General features: G+C 64.8%; 16 protein-coding genes and 1 tRNA gene. 12 read left to right on the top strand and 5 right to left on the bottom strand.

Annotated elements, in window-relative coordinates:
* Positions 1-3: 3 nt before the first annotated feature.
* The 7 genes from D6201_RS04070 to trxA are packed head-to-tail and all read left to right on the top strand — an operon-like array spanning position 4 to position 11290.
* On the top strand, positions 4-2343 hold the full coding sequence (locus D6201_RS04070) for a PAS domain-containing sensor histidine kinase (protein ID WP_120047658.1): 2340 nt from the start codon (positions 4-6) through the stop codon (positions 2341-2343).
* A complete protein-coding gene (gene tsaE, locus D6201_RS04065; protein ID WP_120047657.1) occupies positions 2340-2777 on the top strand; it encodes a tRNA (adenosine(37)-N6)-threonylcarbamoyltransferase complex ATPase subunit type 1 TsaE in 438 nt (145 codons plus the stop codon). Before D6201_RS04070 ends, tsaE begins: the two co-directional genes overlap by 4 nt.
* Complete coding sequence (locus D6201_RS04060; protein WP_120047656.1) at positions 2774-3769, top strand: aminoglycoside phosphotransferase family protein; 996 nt, start codon at positions 2774-2776, stop codon at positions 3767-3769. Before tsaE ends, D6201_RS04060 begins: the two co-directional genes overlap by 4 nt.
* On the top strand, positions 3766-4482 hold the full coding sequence (locus D6201_RS04055) for a nucleotidyltransferase family protein (protein ID WP_120047655.1): 717 nt from the start codon (positions 3766-3768) through the stop codon (positions 4480-4482). Before D6201_RS04060 ends, D6201_RS04055 begins: the two co-directional genes overlap by 4 nt.
* A complete protein-coding gene (locus D6201_RS04050; protein WP_120047654.1) occupies positions 4475-7441 on the top strand; it encodes a PD-(D/E)XK nuclease family protein in 2967 nt (988 codons plus the stop codon). The genes D6201_RS04055 and D6201_RS04050 overlap by 8 nt, the downstream gene beginning before the upstream one ends.
* Positions 7438-10917, top strand: a complete 3480-nt coding sequence (gene addA / locus D6201_RS04045; protein ID WP_120047653.1) for a double-strand break repair helicase AddA — start codon at positions 7438-7440, stop codon at positions 10915-10917. The genes D6201_RS04050 and addA overlap by 4 nt, the downstream gene beginning before the upstream one ends.
* A gap of 52 nt (positions 10918-10969) precedes the next feature.
* Positions 10970-11290 (top strand): thioredoxin, encoded by a 321-nt coding sequence (gene trxA, locus D6201_RS04040; RefSeq protein WP_120047652.1) that lies wholly within the window; start codon positions 10970-10972, stop codon positions 11288-11290.
* Here the strand turns inward: trxA and D6201_RS04035 are convergent.
* Positions 11287-12084 (bottom strand): inositol monophosphatase family protein, encoded by a 798-nt coding sequence (locus D6201_RS04035; RefSeq protein ID WP_120049188.1) that lies wholly within the window; start codon positions 12082-12084, stop codon positions 11287-11289. The genes trxA and D6201_RS04035 overlap by 4 nt on opposite strands.
* An 8-nt stretch (positions 12085-12092) precedes the next feature.
* On the bottom strand, positions 12093-13319 hold the full coding sequence (gene argJ / locus D6201_RS04030; RefSeq protein WP_120047651.1) for a bifunctional glutamate N-acetyltransferase/amino-acid acetyltransferase ArgJ: 1227 nt from the start codon (positions 13317-13319) through the stop codon (positions 12093-12095).
* A gap of 108 nt (positions 13320-13427) precedes the next feature.
* On the opposite strand from argJ, the gene D6201_RS04025 reads away from it, so the two are divergent.
* From D6201_RS04025 to D6201_RS04010, 4 genes are all read left to right on the top strand, one after another.
* Positions 13428-13688: a hypothetical protein gene (locus D6201_RS04025; protein WP_120047650.1), complete on the top strand. Its 261-nt coding sequence runs from the start codon at positions 13428-13430 to the stop codon at positions 13686-13688.
* A 93-nt stretch (positions 13689-13781) separates the two neighbouring features.
* Positions 13782-16583, top strand: coding sequence for a preprotein translocase subunit SecA (gene secA, locus D6201_RS04020; RefSeq protein ID WP_120049187.1), 2802 nt, complete (start codon positions 13782-13784; stop codon positions 16581-16583).
* The gene (locus D6201_RS04015) at positions 16583-17308 is read left to right on the top strand and encodes a class I SAM-dependent methyltransferase (protein WP_120047649.1); all 726 of its coding nucleotides are present in this window, start codon (positions 16583-16585) and stop codon (positions 17306-17308) included. Before secA ends, D6201_RS04015 begins: the two co-directional genes overlap by 1 nt.
* A 277-nt stretch (positions 17309-17585) precedes the next feature.
* Positions 17586-18224: a hypothetical protein gene (locus tag D6201_RS04010; protein ID WP_120047648.1), complete on the top strand. Its 639-nt coding sequence runs from the start codon at positions 17586-17588 to the stop codon at positions 18222-18224.
* Between the two features lie 75 nt (positions 18225-18299).
* On the opposite strand, the gene D6201_RS04005 is transcribed toward D6201_RS04010, so the two are convergent.
* Both D6201_RS04005 and D6201_RS04000 read right to left on the bottom strand, forming a co-directional pair.
* A tRNA-Asn gene (locus tag D6201_RS04005) sits at positions 18300-18374 on the bottom strand.
* 74 nt (positions 18375-18448) lie between these two features.
* On the bottom strand, positions 18449-19258 hold the full coding sequence (locus D6201_RS04000; protein ID WP_120047647.1) for an NAD kinase: 810 nt from the start codon (positions 19256-19258) through the stop codon (positions 18449-18451).
* A gap of 91 nt (positions 19259-19349) precedes the next feature.
* Here D6201_RS04000 and D6201_RS03995 point away from each other — a divergent pair, with 91 nt between their 5' ends.
* Positions 19350-20153 (top strand): EAL domain-containing protein, encoded by an 804-nt coding sequence (locus D6201_RS03995; protein WP_120047646.1) that lies wholly within the window; start codon positions 19350-19352, stop codon positions 20151-20153.
* Here the strand turns inward: D6201_RS03995 and mfd are convergent.
* Positions 20150-23638 (bottom strand): transcription-repair coupling factor, encoded by a 3489-nt coding sequence (gene mfd / locus D6201_RS03990; protein WP_120047645.1) that lies wholly within the window; start codon positions 23636-23638, stop codon positions 20150-20152. The genes D6201_RS03995 and mfd overlap by 4 nt on opposite strands.
* Positions 23639-23691: the final 53 nt, after the last annotated feature.

The raw sequence follows: 23691 nt of genomic DNA, 5'->3' as shown, positions 1-23691 counted from the left end.
GCGATGGAACTCTCCCTGACAGCGCTGGCACTGCTCGGCCTGCTTCTGGCCGCATGGACGGTCGGCGCGGGCTGGATGGTGGTAAGCTCGCTGCAGCGCGCGCAGGCCGCGCGCACGGCGCGCAGCACGATGCGTCGCTTGTCTCGGATGATCGACGATTCTCCGGCGATCCCGCTGCTGGTAAAGGCCGACGGCAAGCTGGAAGGGCCGGAAAGGCTCGCCGCCTGGCTCGGACTTTCCAGCCTCCCCGGTTTTCTCTCCGAACTCGATACCGGCAAGGCCGGGCTGACCGAAGGCGATCTCGAACAGCTTCGCGATGCCGTCCGTCGCACGCAGAAGACGGCGTCGCCTTTCCGGATGATGATCACGCCGCGCGGATCGGAAAAAAGCCTCGCTGTGCGCGGACAGCTGGCCAATGCGGCCATCGCCAGCGGCGGTGCGGCGCTGCTATGGTGGTTCGATTTTTCCGAAAGCCAGGGTGAACTCTCGCGCTTACGGACCGAGACGGCACGCGCTCGCAACGACTTCGCCGCGCTTGTCGGCCTGATCGAGGCCGCGCCCATGCCGATGTGGTTCCGCGGCAACGATATGCAGTTGCGACTTGTCAATTCCGCCTATGTCGACGCGGTAGCGGCGGAAAGCGCGGCGGATGTCGTGAAGAAGCAGATCGAACTGGTGGAAAAGGTGGATGGCCTCGATGCCGCTCAGGTCGCCAGGCAGGCGCGCGATCGCGACACGCCGATAGAGCGCATCGTTCAGGCCACTGTAGGCAGCCAGCGCCGGACGCTTCGGGTGAGCGATCTTCCGCTCGGTTCCGAAGGCGTGGCCGGATATGGCATCGATATCGAAGAGCTGGAAGAGCAGACCCGCGCCTTCCGCGCCTTCCGCGCCGCGCAGCGCAGCATGCTGGACCAGCTATCGGTGGGCGTGGCGCAATTCGATCCGGACAAGCGGCTCACTTTCGCCAACCAGCCCTTTCAGCGCATTTTCGCACTTCCGAATTCCGCCCAGCTCGACCTGCCGACATTCGAGCGCTTTCTTGACATGGCGCGCGACCGTTCGCGCCTGCCGGAAGTGCGCGACTTTCCCGAATGGCGCGCTGAGCTTGCCGGATGGTTTCAGGAAGGCTCCGCGGTGGAGGATGCGTGGACGCTGCCGGACAGCACGCATCTGCGCATCGTCGCGCAGCCGATGCCCGATGGCGGTCTGGTGCTGGTGGCGGAGGATCGCTCCGAACAGCTTGCTCTTTCGGCCACGCGCGACACGCTGCTGCGTACGCGAACGGCGACCTTCGATTCGCTATTCGAATCGCTTGGCGTCTTTGCCCCAGATGGGCGCATGCAGTTGTGGAACCGCAGTTTCCCGGCGATCTGGGGACTGCCGGAGGATTTCTTCGACGAGCATCCGCATGTCGATAAATTGCTCGACAAGATTTCCAATCGCCTGGCGCGGCCCGGCCAGCGCAAGGCGATCGGCGAAGTGGTCCGCGCGGCGACGCTCGATCGCAAGGAACGGGGCGGCCGAGTGGTGCTGTCCGACGGGCGCACGCTGGAATTCGCTGGCGTCCCGCTGCCGGACGGCAACGGCCTGCTGACGGTCATGGACGTAACGGACTCGACCAAGGCAGAGGAGGCCCTGCGCGAACGGGCGAGTGCGCTGGAAGAGGCCGACGCGGTGAAGACGCGCTTCCTTGCCAATATGTCCTACGAGTTCCGCACGCCGCTCACTTCCATCGGCGGTTTTGCCGAATTGCTCCAGTCGGGTGTGGCGGGGGACTTGTCCGAGCAGGGCAGCGAATATGTGGGCGCGATCCTCGCATCGGTGGAGCGTCTGTCCAAGCAGATTGAAAGCGTGCTCGACTTGACGCAGAGCGAGGCCGGGCTGCTGCCCATCGCCACCGAAGAAGTCGATCTGCTGGCCTTCACCACGCACATCGTGCGCAGCCGTGAGGACGCCATCGAGGCGAAGAACGTCACGCTGGACCTGCGCGGCGACAAGGGCGCTGGGCAAGTCAACGCGGATCGCCGCCAGCTGGGCCGGGCGCTCGGCAATCTGCTCGACAATGCCATCGCGGCAACGCCGCCGGGTGGCCGTATTCTCGTGGCGCTGACGCGGCGGAAATCGGGTGTGCGGGTGGTAATCTCCGACAATGGCGAGGGCATGAAGCCGAGCGAGCTGGCGCGTGCGCTGGATGGCTACCGGCTTGCGGGAAGCGACGGCAAGGAAGGCAAGCGCGGGCTCGGCCTGCCTCTCGCCCGGCAGTTGATCGAAGCGCATGGAGGGAGGCTTGAGATCCAGTCCGAAAAGGGTGCTGGCACGACGGCGACGGTGCTGCTGCCTTGACCTTCGACTTACCTGATCTGGAAGCCATGCGGGCGTTTGGCGAGCGCATTGCGGAGCTGCTACGCCCGGGCGATGTCGTGGAGCTGTCCGGCACATTGGGCACCGGCAAGACGACGCTGTCCCGCGCGATCTTGCGCGCCATGGGCCATGAGGGCGAAGTGCCGTCGCCGACCTTCACGATCATCGAAAGCTACGATCATTTGCAGCCGCCGGTCGTCCATGCGGATTTCTATCGGCTCGCGCATCCGTCGGAGGCCGAGCAGCTGGGTCTGGACGATTATCGCGATGGCAGCGTGCTGCTGGCCGAATGGCCGGATCATGCCGGTGGTTTTGCGCATGAGGCGGACTGCCTTTCCATCACGCTCGAAATCCGTGGGCAGGGCCGCTTGGCCGTTGTCGAAGGCGGGGCGGGCTGGCAAGAGCGCATGCCATGAACAGCGAACTGCCTGCCGAACTCGACCGTTTCCTGACGCAGGCTGGATGGAGCGGCGCGGCAGTCGATCCGCTGCCCGGCGATGCGAGCTTCCGCCGATATTTCCGTGTGCGCAACGGTACCGATGGCGCGCTGCTGATGCATGCCCCGCCGCCGCACGAGGATCCGGGCCCGTTCCTGCATGTCGGCAAATGGTTGGATGCCCATGGCATGCGCGCGCCCAAGATCCACGCGGAAGACACTACGCACGGCCTGATCCTGATCGAGGATTTCGGCAATGACCGGATGCGCGACTGGCTGGATGACAATCCGGGCGAAGAACGGCGCACCTACGCCGACGCGATTGGCGCGCTGGTGGCCCTGCACGAATGCCCGCCCGGCCCGTTCAATCCCTATTCGCTCGAAACCTATCTCAAGGAGGTGTCGCTATTTCCGGACTGGTTCTGCCCGGCGGCGGGCATCGAGGTGGATTCGATGGGCTTCCTGGCGGCTTGGCGCGAAGTTCTCGGCTCGCTTCTGCTGCGCCAGACGCCGGGCGTCACCGTGCTGCGCGACTATCATGCCGAGAATATCATGCTGCTGGGCCCCGATGGCGGCTATGACGGCACGCAGGGCCTGATCGATTTTCAGGACGCGCTTGTCGGCCACCGCGCCTACGACATTGTCTCGCTGCTGCAGGACGCGCGCCGCGATGTGTCGGAGACGCTCGAGGCGGATATGCTTGAGCTGTACAAATCGCGCGGCAGTCCGGGCGACGATTTCGATGCCGACTATGCCCGGCTTGGCGCGCAGCGAAACGCGAAAGTGATCGGCATCTTTGCGCGATTGTGGAAGCGTGATGGCAAGCCGCGCTACCTCTCCATGATTCCGCGTGTCTGGCAGGCGATGGAGCGCGATCTTGCGCACCCCGCGCTCGCGCCCGTGGCGCTATGGTTCGATGCGAATATCCCGGAAGAGCTGCGGGCCGCGCATGGCGGAGGGCTCGGCGAATGAGCGCACTGGCTTCGGATACCGCCATGGTTCTCGCCGCAGGCAAAGGCACGCGAATGCGCCCGCTGACCGAGACGCAGCCCAAGCCGATGGTGCAGGTCGCCGGAAAGCCGCTGATCGACCACGCGCTGGACAAGCTCGCCGATGCCGGAATCGCGCGCGCGGTGGTGAACGTGCACTATCTGCCTGACAGTCTGGAAGAGCATGTCATGGACCGCGCCGCGCCAGAGGTGGTCATATCCGACGAGCGCGACGCGCTGCTGGAAACGGGCGGCGGGCTGATCCGCGCGGAGAAACATCTGCCCGACCCGTTCTTCTGCCTGAATTCGGATAATATCTGGCTCGACGGTCCGCAAAACTGTTTCGTCGATCTCTCGGCTGCCTGGAATGCGGAGGCGATGGACGCGCTGCTGCTGCTGGTGCCGCATAGCGGTGCGCGTAATTTCACCGGGCTGGGCGATTTTCATCTCGACATCGCGGGCCGGGTCAGCCGCCGCGGGCAGGACGAGAGAGCGCCTTTCATTTTCACCGGCATCCAGCTGATCGCCAAGCGGCTCTTGCGGGACGCGCCCGATGGCAAATTCTCGACAAACGTCCTGTGGAGCCGCGCGATCGAGGAAGGGCGACTGTTCGGCACGCCATTCGCGGGCACATGGTTCGAGGTTGGAACCCCCGATGCGATCGGGCCGACGGAGCGCGCCCTGCGCAATGGCTGAACGTTCCGGGCCGCAAGTCTATTCCATCGCCGCCCATCGCGGCTTTGCCGATGCGCTCGTTGCCGGACTGGTGCCGCGCTACAGCGAAGAGCATGTCGGCCTCGCGCGGTTGACGTTGCTGCTGCCCTCGGCCCGCGCGGCGCGCACCATGTCCGAGGCTTTCGTGCGCCATGCCGGGGCCAGCGGCAATCCCGGCCTGCTGATGCCGCGCATGGTGCTGGTCGGCGATCTCGATCTAGACGAGGCGCTCGGGCCGCTATTCGACTCGCTCGGCGCTGGCGCGGCCATTCCGCCTGCCGCCGATCCGACGCGGCGCTGGCTGCGCCTGGCCCAGCTGATCCGACAGCAGCAGGGCGACAAGGCGCCACAGGGCAGCGCGCTGTTGCGCCTCGCCTTCGAGACGGGGCAGGTGATGGATCGCCTGCTTGTCGAGGAAATCGCGCCCGAGGATCTGCTGTCGGACCGCGTTGTCGATCTTGTCGGCGATCTGTCGGAACACTGGCGCGGCAGCCTCCACCTCTTCGCCACGCTGCAACAATTGTGGCGGGCAGAGCTGGAAGAACGGGGAGAGCGCGATGCGGCGGCGCGCCGGAACATGCTGTTTCGCGAGGCAGCCCGGCGCATGCGCGACAATCCGCCAGCCACGCCCTTCGTCGCAGCGGGCGTGACCAGCGCGGCGCCAGCGCTGGCACGGCTACTGCGCACTGTGAGCGAGCTGCCGCAAGGCGCGGTGATCCTGCCCGATCTCGACCTGTCGATGGGTGATGCCGTGTGGGACGAACTTGGCGGCGCGGGCGATCCGGATAGCGAAACGCCTTTCGACAAGGGCGATGCCGTCACCCATCCCCAATATCACCTGAAGCTGCTGCTGAACCGCATGGGCGTGGCGCGCGGCGAAGTGCAGCAATGGCACCGCGCCGGTCTCGCCAAGGGACCGCCAGAGCGCAGTCACGCGATTTCCAGCCTCTTCCTGCCGCCCGAAGCAAGCAAGGCGTGGGTCGATCTGCCGCCCGAAAAGCGCCGCATGTCGGGCGTGCGCCTGATCGAGACCGGCAATCCGGAAGAAGAGGCGCAGGCCGTCAGCCTGCTGGTGCGCGAAGCGCTCGAAGTGCCGGAAAGGCGCGTGGCGGTCGTCACGCCGGATCGCGGTCTTGCAGGCCGCATCGCGCAGCATCTGCGTCGCTGGAACATTCAGGCGGACGATTCCGCTGGACGGCCACTATCGCAGACGGCGGCGGGGCGGGTGCTGCTTCTGCTGGCGGAAACCGCGTCGGAAGCAGCCGCGCCAGTGCCGCTGATGGCGCTGCTGCAGCATCCATTGATAGCAGCCGGCGAGGGCAGGGCAGCGTGGCTTCGCAACGCCCGCGCTTTCGAGCTGGAGTTGCGCGGCCCGCGCAAGGAGCCTGGCCTCGGCCCGCTGGTGCTTGTCGCCGCGGAGGCGTCGGTTTCGGAATGGTTCGACGGCGTGAGCCGGGTCATCTCGCCATTGCTTGGCGAGGTCAATACGCGCGGGCTTGCCGAATGGCTCGACCTCTTGGCCGAAGCGGGCGAAGCGCTGTGCGGCGAGAACCTCTGGGCGCGAGAGGACGGGCGCGCGCTGTCCGCTTTTGTCGAAGATCTGCGCTTGCAGGCGCGCGACGTGCCCGTTGCGCTGGAGGCCGCCGACCTGCCTTCGGCCCTGCGCGATGCGATGGACCGGATTGCCGTGCGCCCGCCCTATGGCGGCCATCCGCGCGTGGCGATCTATGGCCTGCTGGAAGCGCGCATGACCCGCGCCGATCTTGTCATCTGTGCGGGGCTGAACGAAGGAACGTGGCCGCCCACGCCATCCGCCGACCCGCTGCTGGCACCGGCTATCCTGCGCGCGCTGGGCGTGCCGGGCGCAGACTTCCGCATCGGCCTTGCCGCGCACGATCTCGCCGGAGCCCTGGGTGCACCCGAAGTCGTGCTGAGCCGCGCGCGCCGGGATGTCAGCGGACCGGCCATCGCCTCGCGTTTCCTGCTGCGGGTGCGAGCCTTGCTGGGCGGTGATCTTGTACAGCGACACGAGGACAGTGACCTTCCCAAGCTCGCCCGTGCGCTGGATGATCCGCCACCCGTCGCTGCGCATCCGCAGCCGAGGCCGCTCCCGTCTTCCGAGCAGCGTCGCAAGGACATCAGCGTGACCGCGCTCGATCGACTGCGCTCCGATCCTTACGAATTCTACGCCGGCAAAATTCTGCGCCTGAGTGAGCTCGACGCGCTCGATGCCGATCCCGGCCCGGCGTGGCAGGGGACGCTTGCCCACGCGATCCTGGAGGACTGGCACGGGGGGAAAGGCACTTTGCACGAGCTGGCCGACCGGCATCTGCAGGAGCTTTCCGCACATCCGCTGCTCCGTGCGCTGTGGCGTCCGCGCCTGCTGCGAGCACTGCAGTGGGTGGAAGGCGAGATCACTGCCGAGCCAGGGCGAGAGCCAGTGAAGTGGGAGAAATGGGGCGAAATCCATGTCGATGGCATCCGCATCTTCGGCAAGGCGGACCGGATCGACCGCCTGCCGGACGGAACCCTCGCCGTGGTCGATTACAAGACCGGCATGCCGCCCAGCGGCGCGCAGGTGGAGGAGGGCTACGCCTTGCAACTCGGCACGATTGGCCTGCTTCTGCGTGACGGAGACTTCGACGGCGTGTCCGGCGCCGCGACGAAATTCGAATACTGGTCGCTCGGCCGTAACCCGAAGAGCGAGACCGGGTTCGGTTATGTCACCACGCCGCTGCTCGAAGGCAAGAAGCGCAGCGGCATCCCGCCCGAAGATTTCCTGCCCGAAACCGAGCGCTTCCTGCACGATGCGCTGAACCGCTGGATCCTCGGCGACGAGCCGTTCACCGCACGCCTCAATCCCGATGCGCCGGGCTATTCGACATATGACCAGCTGATGCGCCTGCAGGAATGGCAGGGCCGTGAGGAGGGTGACTCGTGAGCGGTAAGGTGTTCAAGCTGCAGGACAAACAGGCCGCAGCCGTGGAGCCGGAGGACAGCGTCTGGCTTTCGGCCAGTGCTGGGACAGGCAAGACGCAGGTGCTTTCTGCCCGCGTGCTCCGATTGCTGCTGACCGAAGGTGTCGCGCCGGAGCAGATCCTGTGCCTGACGTTCACCAAGGCAGGCGCGGCCGAAATGGCAACGCGCGTGAACGAGGTGCTGGCCAACTGGGTTCGTATGCCGGACGAGCAGCTCGGGGCGGATCTGGCGAATATCGGCTCCGATATCCGCCCGGAAACGGTGCAGCGCGCCCGCACCCTGTTTGCCAGCGTGCTCGATTGCCCAGGCGGTGGCCTCCGCATCGACACGATCCACGCCTTCGCGCAGTGGCTCCTGTCCGCCTTCCCGGAGGAGGCGGGCCTGATCCCCGGCACCCGCCCGATGGAGGATCGTGATCGCGACCTGCTGGCGGGCCGCGTATTGCGCGAATTGCTGGTCGAGTGGCAGGATAACGATCCGGCGGCGGTCGAGGCGCTGGAGATGCTTTCCCTTCGCATGGGCCCGGACGGTGCGCGAAGCTGGCTGATGCGCTGCGCTTTGGCGCGCGAAGCTTGGTTCGGCCCAGCTGCGTGGCAGCCGCCAATGCAGGATCGGGTCAAGCGTCTGATTGGCCTGCCTGCGGACGCGACGGCAAGCGAGTTGGCGCACGATTGCGTGGACGGAACGCACGGCGTCGACCTCGTCCGCAAGGTGATGTGGAAATATGATGGCTGGGGCACGAAAAGCGGTCAGAAATTTGCAGGGCTCATCGGCGACTGGCTGCTGCTCTCGCCCGAAGAACGGTTCGCGCAGAGCGGCGCGTTTCTCGGCCAGCTTTACAACGACAGGGGCCTGCTCAAATACCAGTCAAGCCTTGAAAAGAAAGATGATGGCGTCACTGCCCTCGCAGGCGAACTTTATGACTGGCTCACCGGCGTCGCGGACCAGGCCGCGCTGCTGGCTCTGGTCGATATCATCACACCGGCACTGGAAATCGGGCGCAAATTCGCGATCGCTTGGGACGAGGCCAAGAAGCGCGAGGGGCTGGTCGACTTCGACGATCTGATAAGACGCGCTGCCAAACTGCTGATGAATAAAGATATGTCGGCCTGGATACGCTACAAGCTGGATCGGCAGTTCGATCATATCCTGGTGGACGAGGCGCAGGATACGAACGCGCAGCAATGGGCCATCATCGACGCGCTGACGGACGATTTTTTCTCCGGTGCGGGGCAGAAGGGAGACCGGCAGCGCACGATCTTTGTTGTTGGCGATTACAAGCAGGCGATCTTCGGGTTTCAGGGCACCAGCCCGCAGAATTTCGCCCGCGCACAGGCCCGCTATGCCGAGCTGCTGCGCGTCCGGCGGGAAAATGCGCTGGCGGAGCGGCGCAATCTGTCCGCGCACACGCTGCAGGAGCTTGGTTTGGGCCGCTCCTATCGCACGGCGCAGCCCATACTCGACGTGGTGGACGCTGTTATTGATGCCATCGGGCATGAAGCGATTGGTCTATCGAGAACGCCCGAACCGCATCGCGGTTTTCAACGACCCGGCCTGGTCACGCTATGGCAGCCGGTGCCGGGTCGGCCGGAGGATGAGGGCGAAGAAGACGGGCCCGAAATCGGCGTGTCAGAAACCGAGCGGCGGATGGCGGACAAAATCGCTGAGCAGGTGAAGGCCTGGCTCGACCGCGGATATCCCCTCGTGAAGGATGAGAAAAACCCGCGCAACGCAACGCCGGGCGACATCATGGTCCTGGTCCGCAAGCGCAGGGAATTGGCGGGCCTGATCGTTGCCCGGTTGCATGCGGCGGGCGTTCGGGTGGCGGGTGTCGACCGGCTCCGGCTCGGCGCGCCACTGGCAGTTAAAGACCTCATGGCCGCCCTCCGCTTCGCCGCCCAGCCTCGGGACGATCTCTCGCTTGCCTGCCTGCTTGTCTCGCCGATCTTCGGGTGGTCGCAAGAGCAGCTGCTGGAGCATGGCTACCGCCCGAAAGGCCGGCCGTTATGGGATCACCTTCGCGACGGCGATGCACCGCTGGTGGCGCAGACGGTTGAAGCTTTGCGCGATCTGCTCGCCCGCGCCGATTTCGAGCCGCCGCAAGCGCTGCTGCACTGGATGCTCGTCGGCCCGTGGAAAGCGCGCGGAAAGCTGGTCGCGCGGCTCGGCCGGGAGGCGAACGACCCCATCGACGAATTGCTCAACGCCGCGCTGCAATTCTCCGCCAACAGCACGCCGAGCCTGCAGGGTTTCATCCGCTGGTTCGATGCCGGCGAGGGCGAGCTGAAGCGAGAAGCCGAAGGCGGCGAAGATCAGGTGCGGGTGATGACCGTGCACGGTTCGAAGGGCCTGCAGGCGCCGATCGTCATTCTGGCCGATGCCTGCGGCGATCCCGATGCATCACGCACGGGAGGCCTTTCCTTGGAGGAAGAGCTGCCAGGCGCAACTGAGGGACTGGAACTGCCGCTGCCGCCTCTCGCCAAAGAGGAACGCGTCGGCCGCGTCTCGCAAGCCGAGGAGGCCGCAAAAGCGGCGGAGCGACAGGAGCACTGGCGTTTGCTCTACGTCGCGATGACGCGGGCGGAGGAGGCGCTCTTTGTCGGCGGCGCGCTCGGCAAGCGGGAGAAAGAGCCGGCCGAGGACAGCTGGTATGCCCGGCTGCAGCCGCTCTTCGGTGAGGACTGGCTGGACGATCCGATATGGGGCGCGCGCATGCAACGCGGCGAATTGCCGCCACCGGTGGAGCAGCGTTCGCAGGCCGATCTCGCTCTGCCGATTGTGCTTCCGGACTGGGCGACGCGGCCCATCGGCGAGGAGCCGCGGCCTCCGCGTCCACTCGCGCCTTCCGCCAGTGCAGAGGAACAGGGCGCGGATCCGCCGCTTGCCGCAGAGCAGGCCGCCATCGCCGCACGGCGCGGTGTGCTGATCCACGCATTGCTGGAGCGACTGCCCGACGTGCCGCGAGATATGCGCGCGAGCGGAGGCCGGGCGTGGCTGGAGCGGCACGGGTCCGACCTCTCTCCCGCCGAGCGCGAGGAAATGCTGGAGCGCGCGCTGGCCGTGCTCGACGTGCCCGAATGGCGCGAGCTGTTCGGGCCGGATGGGCTGGCCGAGGTTCCGCTCGCTGCGACTGTTGGCGATCAAGTGATTGCAGGCACGGCTGACCGATTGCTAGTAACGCCCGAGCGGGTGCTAGTGGCCGATTTCAAAACCGCGCGCCGCCCGCCGACGCGGCTGGACGACGTGCCGCAGTCGACGCTGTCGCAAATGGGCGCCTATGCCGCCGCGCTGTCCGTCATATATCCCGGCCGCGCCATCGAGGCGGCCGTGCTTTACACGCAAACCCCGCAGCTGATTGCCATTCCCGCGGATATGCTCGCCGCAAACAAACCGCATCTGCGGACAAGCCAAGGAAAGCTATCCACGCCTGTGCGTTGAGGTGGCAGAGATCGCGCCCAGATAGGGCGCCAAGCAAATCAGGAGAGCCGACATGGCCACCAAGACCGTAACCGATGCCAGCTTTCAGTCCGACGTGCTCGACGCCGACAAGCCGGTGCTCGTCGATTTCTGGGCCGAATGGTGCGGCCCGTGCAAGATGATCGCGCCCGCTTTGGAAGAGATTTCCGAAGAGCTGTCCGACCAGGTGACGATCGCCAAGATGGACATCATGGAAAATCCGGACGTACCGGGCAAGATGGGCGTCCAGTCGATCCCGTTCCTCGTGCTGTTCAAGAATGGCGAGCCGGTTGCCCAACAGATGGGAGCGGCTCCGAAGAATGCCCTGAAGAGCTGGCTGGAAGGCGAGCTTTAATCCAGCGACGCGAGCCGCTCGGCCATCAGGTCGAATTGCCGGGGCGAGGCGGCGCCGATCAGCCCACCATAGATGTCGGCATCGACCCGGTAGGGTGAGCCGTCCATGCGGGCGGCTTTCCCGCCTGCCTCGTTCAGCCAGAGCACGCCCGCCGCGTGATCCCACGCTAGTGTGCGTTCAAAGATCGAAACGTCGTTTTCGCCGAGCGCAAGGCGCGGATATTGTTCGGCGGCGCAATAGGGAATGTCGACCAAGCTGTAATGTGGGCAGATATGCCGCTTCACAGCCTCTCGCCGCGCTTCTTCCATGAAGATTAGCGATATGGCGGCGACGGGCGGCGTATCGCCGGTTTCGCGCGCTGTCACGCGCTCTTCGTCGACGAAGGCACCCTTGCCGCGATGCGCGGTGCACATGCGGCCGCTGAGGCAGTCATAGATCCAGCCGCTATGCGCTTCTCCGCCCGAAGCCATTGCGACGATGATCCCGAAAGGCGGGCGGCCATCTGCGAAATTGCGCGTCCCGTCCAGCGGATCGACGATCCAGCAATCGCCTGACAGGCCATCCGCCGTGCTGGGATCGGCGTGGGTTGTCTCCTCGCCGACGAAGGCGAGGTCGGGGACGATCTTTTCCAGGCCGTCGCGGAGCATTTCCTCGGACTTTTTGTCGGCGACAGTTACCGGGTCATTGCCGCCCTTATCCTCGATCTGCGCGGCGCTGAGCGATTGATAGTGCGGCAGGATCGCCTCTTCGCTGACCTTGCGGAGCAGCGCGTGGACTTCGCTGTGAAAAGCCATAATCTCGCTCACGAGCGGTAATCCGCATTGATGGAGATGTAGCCATGGGTCAGGTCGCAGGTCCACACGGTTGCGCGCCCGTCGCCAAGGCCGATATCGACCGTGATGTCCACTTCGCGTCCCGCGAGGTGCTCGGCCACCGGCCTCTCGTCGTAATTCTCCAGCGGCAAGCCTTCGCGCGCCGCCCAGTGCCCGCCGAATGCGATGCCCAGCCGGTCGCGGTCAGCAGGCTCGCCCGCTTTGCCAACCGCCATGACGACGCGGCCCCAGTTCGCGTCGCCGCCAGCAATCGCCGTCTTCACCAGCGGCGAATTGGCCACGGCCAGCCCGATGCGGCGCGCGCTCTCGTCGCTCGTCGCTCCGGTGACGGTCACGGCGATGAATTTCTGCGCCCCTTCGCCGTCGCGCACCACGAGATGGGCAAGCTGGCGGCACAGGTCTGCCAATGCCGCCATGAAGGCATCTGCGCCCGGATCGTCGAAGCTCGCAAGCGGCGCATTGTCCGCTTTGCCCGTTGCGAAAGCGAGGACGGTATCGCTCGTCGACGTATCGCTATCGACGGTGATGCAGCTGAATGTCTGCGCGTTTGCGCGTTCCAGGCAGTGCTGGAGGAATGTCGGCTCCACCGCAGCGTCTGTGAAAATGTAGCCGAGCATGGTCGCCATGTCAGGCGCGATCATGCCGCTGCCCTTGATGATGCCATTCAGCGTGACGCGGGTGTCGCCCAGCATCGCCGCGGTCGTCGCGCCCTTGGTGAAGGTATCGGTCGTGCCGATCGCGGCGGCGGCTTCTTCCCAGCCGCATGGCGCAGCCCGAAGCACAGCCGAGACGCCCTCGCGCGCCCGGTCCTTTGGCAGCGGAACGCCGATCACACCGGTCGAGGATACCAGCACCTGGGACGTTTCGCAGCCCAGCTCATCCGCCACCTGCGCCATGATCTGCTCCACCGCCTCGCGCCCGCGATAGCCGGTGAAGGCATTGGAATTGCCTGCGTTGACGATCAGCGCTCGCGCGCGGCCTTGCGCCACGCTTTCCCGGCCCAGCTCGACCTCGCTGGAGCAGCACACGTTCTTCGTGAACACGCCTGCCGACGCGGTGCCCTCGGCCAGTTCTGCATAGGTCAGATCCGCGCGGTCCCAATCTTTATAGCGCGCCCGCGCCACGCGCAGCGTTACGCCGTCGATCGCGGACATGTCGGGGAAAGGCAGAGCGAGCGGTGAGCGTTTGAGTTCCATCGCGCGGTGTCCTAAGGCCCCGGCGCGCGCGCCACAATCGCCAGTTTCACCGACCATTCACCGCTTGCGGCATAGACTTCGCCACACCAATCGCTATCTGGGCCACCGATGCTTCGCCAATTGCTCACCCTGCTTGCCGTCATTTCGGGCTTTACGCTCGCGGCGGAGCCTGTGAGCGCAGCGGACGCGCGTGCGGTCAGCATCGCCGCAGCCGAAGCGGAAAGCGTCGGTGTAACGATCGTTTCGGCGGCTCCGGAAGCTCTGCTGACGGCACAGGAATGCGCGGCGGACGAACCGCGGCGCGTTATTGCTGTTACGCGGCTCGACGCGCCCAGCGTCCGCCTTCAGGCAGATCGCGCCCGCGAATAGGCTTCGCAGCCTCTTCCATACGCACGACTTTTCGGCCGCGTCGCAGTGCATGCGCGGGCCGCACTCATAATATCCAAGCAGGAAATCTCCGCCATGTGGCAAGGTATCGCCAAAACCGTCTTCGGTTCGTCCAACGACCGTTACGTCCGCTCGCTCGACAAGATCGTCGCCCGCATCAATGCTCTTGAAGAGCAACTTGTCGATTTTTCCGACGAGGAATTGCAGGCCCAGACCGCGAAGTTCCGCCTGCAACTGGAAGACGGCAAGACGCTCGACGATATCATGCCCGAGGCCTTCGCCACCGTGCGGGAAGCATCGAAGCGCGTGCTCGGGATGCGGCATTTCGATGTGCAGATGGTGGGCGGCATCGTGCTCCATCGCGGCGAGATCGCGGAAATGAAGACGGGTGAGGGGAAGACGCTGGTCGCCACGCTCGCCACCTATCTCAACGCGATCGAGGGCAAGGGCGTCCATGTCGTTACGGTCAACGACTATCTCGCCCGCCGCGATGCGGAATGGATGGGCAGGCTGCACGGCTTTCTCGGCCTCAGCATCGGCGTGATCGTCCCGAATATGCCCGAAGCCGCCCGGCGCGAGGCCTATGCCGCCGACATCACCTACGGGACGAACAACGAGTTCGGCTTCGACTACCTGCGCGACAATATGAAGCAGGAACGCCGCCAGATGGTGCAGCGGCCCTTCAATTTCGCCATCGTCGACGAGGTCGACTCGATCCTGATCGACGAAGCGCGCACCCCGCTCATCATCTCCGGCCCGACCGAGGACAAGAGCGACCTCTACGTCGCGCTCGACGCCATCGTTAAGCAGCTGGTGAAGGACCAGGAAGCGCTTGAAAAGGCCGCTGACGGCCCGCTCGGCGAGGATGAGGGCTATTACACGAAGGACGAGAAGAGCCGGAACATCCAGCTCACCGAAGAGGGCGTGGAAGAGATGGAGAAGCGGCTCATCGCCGCGGAACTGCTCGAAACCGATAATCTCTACGATGTCGAGAACACGCAGGTCGTCCACCACATGGACCAGGCGCTGAAAGCCGTGGTGATGTTCCGCAAGGATACCGACTACATCGTCAAGGACGACAAGGTCATCATCATCGACGAGTTCACGGGCCGCATGATGGATGGTCGCCGCTGGTCCAACGGGCTGCATCAGGCGGCGGAAGCCAAGGAGGGCGTGGAGATCCAGCCCGAGAACCAGACGATGGCCTCCATCACCTTCCAGAACTACTTCCGCATGTACCCCAAGCTGTCCGGCATGACGGGCACCGCCGCCACCGAGGCGAGCGAGTTCTGGGATATCTACAAGCTCAACGTCGTCGAAATCCCCACCAATGTCCCGATTCAGCGGATCGACGAGGAGGACGAGTTCTACAAGAACACGCTCGACAAGTTTGCCGCCATCGCCAAGGCGATCCGCGAGAAGAGCGAGATCGGCCAGCCGGTGCTGGTCGGCACGGTGAGCATCGAGAAGTCCGAACTGCTCAGCAGCTTCCTCGACAAGGAAGGTGTGAAGCACGAAGTGCTGAACGCCCGCATGCACGAGCGAGAGGCGCATATCGTGGCGCAGGCGGGCCGCATCGGCGCCGTCACCATCGCCACCAACATGGCGGGGCGCGGCACCGACATCCAGCTTGGCGGCAATGTCGAGTTCCGCATCGAGGATGAGCTTTCCGGGATGGAAGACGGCCCGGAAAAGGACGCCGCGATCCAGCGCATTGCCGAGGAAGTGGCCGAGGAAAAGCGCAAGGTTCTCGAAGCGGGCGGGCTGTTCGTGCTCGGCACGGAACGCCATGAAAGCCGCCGGATCGACAATCAGCTTCGTGGTCGTTCGGGCCGTCAGGGCGACCCCGGCCTTTCGCGCTTCTATCTCTGCCTGGAAGACGATCTGCTGCGCATCTTCGGCCCGGACACGCTGTTCGCCAAGATGATGAACGCCAATCTGGAAGATGGCGAGGCGATCGGCTCGAAGTGGCTCTCGAAAGCCATCGAAACGGCGCAGAAGAAGGTCGAAGCGCGCAATTACGAAATGCGCAAACAGGTCGTGCAGTACGACGACGTGATGAACGACCAGCGCAAGGTCATCTACGAACAGCGCGCCGAGATCATGGATTCCGAGCGTGTGGACGATGTTGTCGAGGACATGCGGCGCGACGCCATCAACGCGATCGTCACCACCGCATGCCCGCCGGGATCCTATCCCGAGCAGTGGGACGTCGAAGGGCTGAAGGACAAGATCGACGAAGTGCTCGGCCTAGATGTGCCGCTCGATGACTGGATGGAGGAAGATCAGGTCGAACCCGAGCTCATCGAGGAACGGCTGCTGGATCTTTCGGAGCAGAAGCTGACCGCAAAGATCGCCGACATTCCCGAGACAAGCTGGCGCCGGGTGGAAAAGGGCATCCTTCTCGAGCGGCTCGATTATCACTGGAAGGAACACCTCGCGACGCTCGACGCGTTGCGGCAGGTCGTCTTCCTGCGCGCCTATGCGCAGAAGCAGCCGATCAACGAGTATAAACAGGAAGCGTTCGGCCTTTTCGAAACCATGCTCGACACGCTGCGCGAGGATGTGACGAAGGTGCTGCTGACGGCGGAATTCCGCGCCGCGCCGCCGCCTATGCCGCGCGAATTGCCGGACCTGCCCGATTTCATGACCGGCCATATCGATCCGCTAACGGGGGAAGACAATTCCAACGACGGCGACGGGTCGGAGCGTCAGGCGCCGCTTTTCGGCACGCTGGCGGGTGCTCCGGTCGCTACGGCGAGCGTCGGCGGCGCGCAGGGCGAAGATCCCTTTGCCGGGAAGGGCGTCAGTCGCAACGCGCCGTGCCCGTGTGGCTCTGGCAGCAAGTACAAGCACTGCCACGGGGCCGCCGCCTGATGGCAGCGCGCTGCATCCTTCCGCTTGCAGCCGCAGCGTTGCTCGCGGGCGGATGCAGCACGATGGAGCAGAAGCCGCTCGGCACGTTCGAGCGGTCCGAGGAGCTGATGGCGGCGGTGATCAGTCCCGCTCGGCCCGCAGGCGAGCTTGCGCAGGATGACGGCCGCCAGCCCTTCGATCGCCTGGATTTTGCCGGTGTCGCGCGCGGGCAGACGATTGCGCAGATCGCGACTTACGATCCGTATTTCACACGGCTGCTCGCGCTGGCGGTCGGGCCGGAAGGCAAGGTCTACGCGCTCGTGCCGCAGGGCCTTTCCGATGTGGCCGGGCCGATCCGGGACGTCGCCGCGCAATTCGACACGGTGGAGGTGCTGGACATGGCCGACTTTGCGAACCTGCAAATGCCGGAACCGATCGATCTTGTGTGGGCGGGCCTCGAATATCACCAGCTGAATGGTGAGCATGTCGATGCGCATAATCGCGCCATCCACGCGGCACTTAAGCCGGGCGGGATCTACTTCGTCGAACAGGCCACCGGGCGAGGAGGCGCCGCGCAGGGCGCCAATCCGGCGACCGAGGGAATGCGCGCCTATCTGCCGCGTGAGGATGTCCGTGCAGCAGGGTTTACGCTTGAGGCGGAGCGGGAGCGTTTTGCCTATCCCGTGCCCGCCGATGCCGATCCGGACCGATTTCCTGAAATAGTTTCCTTGCGTTTCAGGAAGTAAAGCGGATCCGCCGAACGAGCGGGAACCGATTGTCGCTTTTGCGAATTGTCATTCCAAAGGCCGCGCCGCCTCCCTGGCCCCCAAGGGTCAAAGAAGCGCGGCTTTTTTTGTGCCCGCGAGCCGCAAAGATGGCGAGACGGCGGTCCCCGATACGCGAGAGTGCGTAGGTGGTCGCAGTGTTGGTGTGAACCATCTTGGCAAACCGAATGCTCGCATGCGGCGATTAGCATTCCTCCCGGATCGGCGGCAGGGGGTCGCCGAATGAGGGAATATTCACATGAAAATCACACTGCTTTCGGCGGGCCTGGCGCTCGCCATGACTGCGCCTGCCGCCGCGCAGGAGGTGCCCGCGCCGATGCCACTGCAGGTGCAGCAGCAGGATGCGGGCAACGCCTATCTTCCGGCCAACACCGAATTGCGCCTGCGCATGAACCAGGACGTCACCACGCGCGGCAATTCATGGAACGAGGGTGACACGTTCAATCTCACCGTATCACACGATGTGATGCTGGGCGATTACGTCGTCATTCCGGAAGGCAGCAGGGCCGTCGGGCGGATCACGTGGCTTACCAGTCGCGGCATGTTCGGAAAATCCGGTAAGATGGATATCGAACTGGAATATGCAGAGGTCGCCGGGCGGCAGATCGCGCTCGAAGGCACCTATCGGCAGGAAGGCGAGGGCAACACCTTGGCCACGGTCGGCGGCGTGATCGTTGCCGGCGTGTTCGGCGGTTTCATTACCGGCCGCAGCGCGGTGATCCCGGCCGGACGCGAGCTGGTCGCGACGACGCAGAGCAATGTCGAGCTCGCCATTCCGGCAAGCGCAATCCGCCGCGCGCCGGTCGGCATGGCTGAAATCGCCCCACGCGCTGGAGCATCGGCCGCGGCGGGGCCATCAGCACCGCTGAACGACTGAAACGCAATTCAATGACATGAGAGGGGGTGTCGCGCAGGCGGCACCCTTTTCGCATCCGGCGATGTCGGTTGAAAGTGGCTCCCCGAGTTGGATTCGAACCAACGACCAAGTGATTAACAGTCACCTACTCTACCGCTGAGCTATCGGGGAGCAGCCCGTCAGGCAGGTGAGCGCCTATATTGGGCGCGATTTGCGAATGCAAGCCTCGAATGCGGGTGCGTGGCTTACTGTACGAATTGCTCGGCCAGAATGCGCTCATCCAGCGCGTGACCGGGGTCGAACAGCAAGGTCATCTCCAGCTCGCGCGCGATCTCCACGCGCACTTCGGCCACGTCGCGCACTTCCTTCTGGTCCGCCACGACGGCGACGGGGCGCTTGGCAGGCTCTCGCACGCGGAAGGTGACACGGCTGGTGTCGGGCAGGATCGCGCCGGGCCAGCGGCGGGGGCGGAAGGGGCTGATCGCGGTGAGCGCCAGCAGATGCGAATCGAGCGGCAGGATCGGCCCGTTGGCGGAAAGGTTGTAGGCGGTGGAGCCTACCGGCGTTGCCAGCAGCGCGCCGTCGCCTGCCAGTTCAGGAATGCGCACCCGGTCGTTGACGGAAATTTCCAGCTTAGCGGTCTGGCGGGTTTCACGCAGCAGGCTGACTTCGTTGATCGCGCAGGAGACTTCCGTCTCACCCGCCTGTGTCACCGCCTCCATGCGCAGCGGCGAGACGGCGAGCGGCTTGGCGCGGGCGATGCGAGCGGCCAGGTCCCCGCTTGCGCGATAACGGTTCATCAGGAAGCCGACCGTGCCGAGATTCAGGCCGAAAACGGGCAAAACACGCTGCGCCTCCAGCATGTCGTGCAGCGTGTCGAGCATGAAACCGTCGCCCCCCACGGCGATAACGGCATCGGCCTGGTCCAGCGGGACGAAATCCATTCGCGCGCGCAGCTCTGCGGCGGCGGCGCTGGCGCGGTCCGTCGGCGAATGCAGCATGGCCAGCCGTTCATAGGCCGTGCCGGTGTCTCCGCCTGGTTGCGCCGCTCCCATGCGCCATCCCTATGAAGCGCCGTCCCGATTTGCAACGCGCCAATCGCACGGGGCTGTCAACGGGAGCGCTTAAGTGCAAGAGAACACTTGCATGTCTCTTCCCGTACATCCGATCGAGCGCCGCGAGCGCACCGACAGGCGTCGGAGCGAGCCGCATCCGGTCACCGAAGATCTTGCCGATGCGCTGACGGCGAATGCGATCGAGCTGCTGTTCCAGCCGCAATGGCGCAGCAGTGATGGCGCGCTCGTGGGGGCGGAGGCGCTGGTCCGCTGGGAGCATCCCGATCATGGGACTCTCGCCGGTGATGCGCTGGTGGCCATCGCGCAGAGCGGCGGCATCGCGCGGCGGCTGTCGCGCCATATCGCCCGTGCTGCGCTGAACGCGGCTGCGCAGTGGCCCGATCACCTTCGTCTGGCGCTGAACGTCACGGCGATGGACCTGTTCGACCGGACCTTCGGCGAGGAATTGCTCGCCATGCTCGCCGATACCGGCTTTCCGGCGTCGCGGCTGACACTGGAAATCACCGAACAGGCGCTCGTCGCCGATCTCGATCGCTCGGCGGCGAAGCTGGAGGCGTTGGCAGGCGAGGACATTCGCATCGCGCTCGACGATTTCGGCGCCGGCTTCTGTAATTTCCGTTACCTGAAAGTGCTGCCGCTCGATGCGCTCAAGCTCGACAAGTCGATGCTGGACGGCGTGACAGAGGGCGAGCGCGACCTGGCCGTGCTTCGCGCCATCGTCGCCATGGCCCGCGCCCTCGACCTTACGGTCATCGCCGAAGGGGTGGAGAGCGCCGAACAGCGCGACATCGTGACGCGCGAAGGGTGTGATGTCTGGCAGGGCTATCTCGGCGCGCGGCCCGAACCCGCCGCCGATTTCGCCAGCCGTTTCTAGGCCGCTTCTTTCTTCTTTTCGGCGCGCTTTACGACGCCGGAGAGGCCCTTGGTCAGCTGGAACAGCCCATTGAGGCGGCTTTGCGGATCGCCCCATGCGCGATTGATCTGCAGCTTCATGTCGGGACGCAATTTTGCCGTGCCTTTCAGTCGGTCGACATAGGCGATCAGCCCGGCAGGATCGGGAAAGTGATCTCTGTGGAAGGTCACCAGCGTGCCGCGCGCGCCGACATCGATCTTGGCGATATGCGCGTCGATGGCCTGCGCCTTTATCTCGATCAGGCGGATAAGGTTCTTGGTCGGTTGCGGCAACTCGCCGAAGCGGTCGATCATCTCGGCGGCAAGGCTTTCGATCTCCGCCTGCCCTTCGGCCTGGTTCAGGCGGCGATAGAGCGCCATGCGCACGGCGAGATCCGGCACGTAATCCTCAGGGATCATGATCGGCGCGTCGACAGTTATGGCAGGTGACAGGCCGGTCCGGTCGGATGCCAGCCCGGCATCGCCCGCCTTGGCCTCCATGATCGCGTCTTCCAGCATGGACTGATATAGCTCGAACCCGACTTCGCGGATATGCCCGCTCTGTTCGTCGCCAAGCAGATTGCCCGCACCGCGAATGTCGAGATCGTGACTGGCAAGCTGAAAACCTGCGCCAAGCGAATCGAGATCGCCCAGCACCTTGAGCCGCTTCTCCGCCACCTCGGAAAGCTGCGTGTCGGCAGGCGTGGTGAGATAGGCATAGGCGCGGATCTTTGCGCGCCCGACGCGCCCACGCAGCTGATAGAGCTGGGCGAGGCCAAAGCGGTCCGCGCGGTGAATGATCATCGTATTGGCGGTAGGCAGGTCGAGCCCGCTTTCGATGATCGTGGTGGAAAGCAGCACTTCGTATTTGCCTTCGTAGAAGGCACCCATCCGCTCCTCGATCTCGCCCGCGCTCATCTGGCCGTGCGCGGCGACATATTTCACCTCAGGCACGAATTCCTTCAGCCATTCCTCCACGTTGGCCATGTCCGAAATCCGCGGCACGACGATGAAGCTCTGCCCGCCGCGGTGATGTTCGCGCAGCAGCGCTTCGCGCACCACCATGTCGTCCCACTCCATCACGTAGGTCCGCACGGCGAGACGATCGACGGGCGGGGTCTTGATCGTCGAAAGTTCGCGAAGCCCCGTCATCGCCATTTGCAACGTGCGGGGGATGGGCGTGGCAGTGAGCGTCAGCACATGCACATCGGCGCGAAGCTGCTTCAGCTTTTCCTTGTGGGTGACGCCGAAGCGCTGCTCCTCATCAACGATGACGAGGCCAAGATCCTTGAATGTCGTGTTTTTGGAGAGGATCGCATGCGTGCCGATCACGATGTCGATATCTCCGGATGCCAGCCCTTCGCGCGTTGCCTTCATCTCGCTGGAGGGTACAAGGCGCGACAGGCGGCCGATCTTCAGCGGGAAGCCGGAAAACCGATCCGTGAAATTCTGGAAATGCTGCCGCGCGAGCAGCGTAGTGGGCGCGATCATCGCCACTTGCTGGCCGTTCATGGCGGCAACGAAAGCGGCGCGCAGCGCAACCTCGGTCTTGCCGAAACCCACATCGCCGCAGACAAGCCGATCCATCGGCCGCCCGCTCTCCAGATCACGCAGGACGTCGGCGATGGCCGCTTCCTGATCGTCGGTTTCCTCATACTGGAAGCGGTCGAGAAACTGGCCGTAGCTGCTTTCATCCGCTGCCAGCACCGGCGCGTTCCGCAGCGAGCGCGCGGCGGCGACCTTCATCAGCTCGCCTGCAATGGCGCGAATACGCTCCTTCAGGCGACTGCGGCGTTTCTGCCATGCTTCCCCGCCAAGCCTGTCTAGCGGCACGCTTTCCTCGGAGGAACCATACCGGCTGAGCACGTCGAGGTTCTCGACCGGGATGAAAAGCTTGTCGCCGCCTGCATATTCCAGCCGCACGCAATCGTGCTGGCTCTTGCCGACCGCGATGGGCTCCAGCCCGACATATTTGCCAATGCCGTGATCGACATGGACGACCAGATCGCCGCGCGCGAGCGATTGCAGCTCGGCGATGAAGGCGTCCGCATCCTTCTTCTTCCTGCGCCGCCTGACGAGGCGATCTCCCAGCAGGTCCTGCTCGGTAATCAGCTCCAGCTCGTCATTCGCGAAACCCGAATCGAGCGGCAGCACCATTGCGGTGGGCTGGCCCCTGGCGGCGCTGCCTAGGGCTTCCTGCCAGCTTTCGACAGTGGCGATCTTGGTGCCCGCTTCCTCGACGATCGAGGTGATGCGGCTCAGCGAGCCTGGCGTATAAGCCGCCAGCAGCGGGCGCTTCCCCGCCTTTCCGAGCGCAGCCAAGTGCTTGGCAGCTGCTTCGTAGACATTCGTCCCCTGAGATCGCTCGGGCGTGAAATCGCGGGCGGACTTGAAGCCGAAATCGACCACCTTCTCGCTCTCGGGTTCATCGAAAATCGTGGTGCGATGGATCGGCCAGTCGGCCAGCGCGCTCTTGAATTCGTCGTCGGTCAGATAAAGCGCATCGGCCTCCAGCGGGCGATAGCTGCCCCTGCTTTGCCCGGCGATTTCGCCGCGCTGCTTGCGATAATCGGCGATGTCGGACAGCCGCTCGTCGGCGGCCTGGAGCGCGCCGGAATCTATGACCACCGTGTCCTTCGCATCGAGGTGGTCGAACAGTGTCGCCAGCTTCTCCTCGAACATGGGCAGCCAGTGCTCCATGCCTGCCAGCCGGCGCCCGTCGCTCACCGCTTCGTAAAGCGGATCCTGCGTGGCATCCGCGCCGAACGCCTCGCGATACCGTCCGCGGAAACGCTTGATGCTATCCTCGTCCAGCAGCGCCTCGCTCGCGGGCAGCAGCAGGTGGCTGTCGACAGTCTTGGTGGTGCGCTGGGTGCTGGGGTCGAACAGGCGCAGGCTTTCCAGCTCGTCTCCGAAGAAATCCAGCCGCAGACCAGCCTCGAGCCCACTGGGATAGATATCGACGATACTGCCGCGAACGGCGAATTCGCCGGTGTCGACGACGGTATCGACGCGGGTGTAGCCTTGCCTTCGAAGCAGCGCGGCGAGGCTCTCATGCCCGATCTGCGTGCCCGGCTTGAACTCGCGCACGGCTTCGCGAATGCGGAACGGTGTGAGCACGCGCTGGAGCAGCGCATTGACGGTGGTGACGACAAGCTGGCTGCCCGCCTTGCCGGTCTGCAAGCGATGCAGCGCGGCGAGCCTTTGGGCGCTGACCGACATGGCCGGGCTGGCGCGGTCGTAGGGCAGGCAGTCCCATGCAGGAAATTCGATCACCTGCAATTCCGGTGCGAAGAAATGCGCGGCATCGACCACGGCCCTCATCGCTGTATCGTCCGGCGCGATGAAAACCGCGCGGCCCTTCGCGGCGCGAGCGATGTCGGCCATGACGAGCGTCTGGCTCCCACGCGCGACCTGGGCGAGCGTAAGCGGTTTGTCGGCGTTCAATATGCGGGAAAGATCGGGCATTTCAGGCTCAACGATTGCACAAGCAAAAGTGCCCCCGGCTCGATCTGAGACGG

The organism is Aurantiacibacter aquimixticola (assembly GCF_003605475.1).
Lineage (GTDB): Bacteria > Pseudomonadota > Alphaproteobacteria > Sphingomonadales > Sphingomonadaceae > Alteraurantiacibacter > Alteraurantiacibacter aquimixticola_B.
The sequence above is the reverse complement of the archived record's forward strand: the minus strand, read 5'-3'. Positions and strand labels throughout refer to the sequence as shown.

Coding starts and splice junctions, on each gene's coding strand:
- D6201_RS04070 (WP_120047658.1), top strand. CDS start 4: ATGGAACTCTCCCTGACAGCGCTGGCACTGCTCGGCCTGCTTCTGGCC.
- D6201_RS04060 (WP_120047656.1), top strand. CDS start 2,774: ATGAACAGCGAACTGCCTGCCGAACTCGACCGTTTCCTGACGCAGGCT.
- D6201_RS04055 (WP_120047655.1), top strand. CDS start 3,766: ATGAGCGCACTGGCTTCGGATACCGCCATGGTTCTCGCCGCAGGCAAA.
- D6201_RS04050 (WP_120047654.1), top strand. CDS start 4,475: ATGGCTGAACGTTCCGGGCCGCAAGTCTATTCCATCGCCGCCCATCGC.
- trxA (WP_120047652.1), top strand. CDS start 10,970: ATGGCCACCAAGACCGTAACCGATGCCAGCTTTCAGTCCGACGTGCTC.
- D6201_RS04035 (WP_120049188.1), bottom strand. CDS start 12,084: ATGGCTTTTCACAGCGAAGTCCACGCGCTGCTCCGCAAGGTCAGCGAA.
- argJ (WP_120047651.1), bottom strand. CDS start 13,319: ATGGAACTCAAACGCTCACCGCTCGCTCTGCCTTTCCCCGACATGTCC.
- D6201_RS04025 (WP_120047650.1), top strand. CDS start 13,428: ATGCTTCGCCAATTGCTCACCCTGCTTGCCGTCATTTCGGGCTTTACG.
- secA (WP_120049187.1), top strand. CDS start 13,782: ATGTGGCAAGGTATCGCCAAAACCGTCTTCGGTTCGTCCAACGACCGT.
- D6201_RS04015 (WP_120047649.1), top strand. CDS start 16,583: ATGGCAGCGCGCTGCATCCTTCCGCTTGCAGCCGCAGCGTTGCTCGCG.
- D6201_RS04010 (WP_120047648.1), top strand. CDS start 17,586: ATGAAAATCACACTGCTTTCGGCGGGCCTGGCGCTCGCCATGACTGCG.
- D6201_RS04000 (WP_120047647.1), bottom strand. CDS start 19,258: ATGGGAGCGGCGCAACCAGGCGGAGACACCGGCACGGCCTATGAACGG.
- D6201_RS03995 (WP_120047646.1), top strand. CDS start 19,350: ATGTCTCTTCCCGTACATCCGATCGAGCGCCGCGAGCGCACCGACAGG.
- mfd (WP_120047645.1), bottom strand. CDS start 23,638: ATGCCCGATCTTTCCCGCATATTGAACGCCGACAAACCGCTTACGCTC.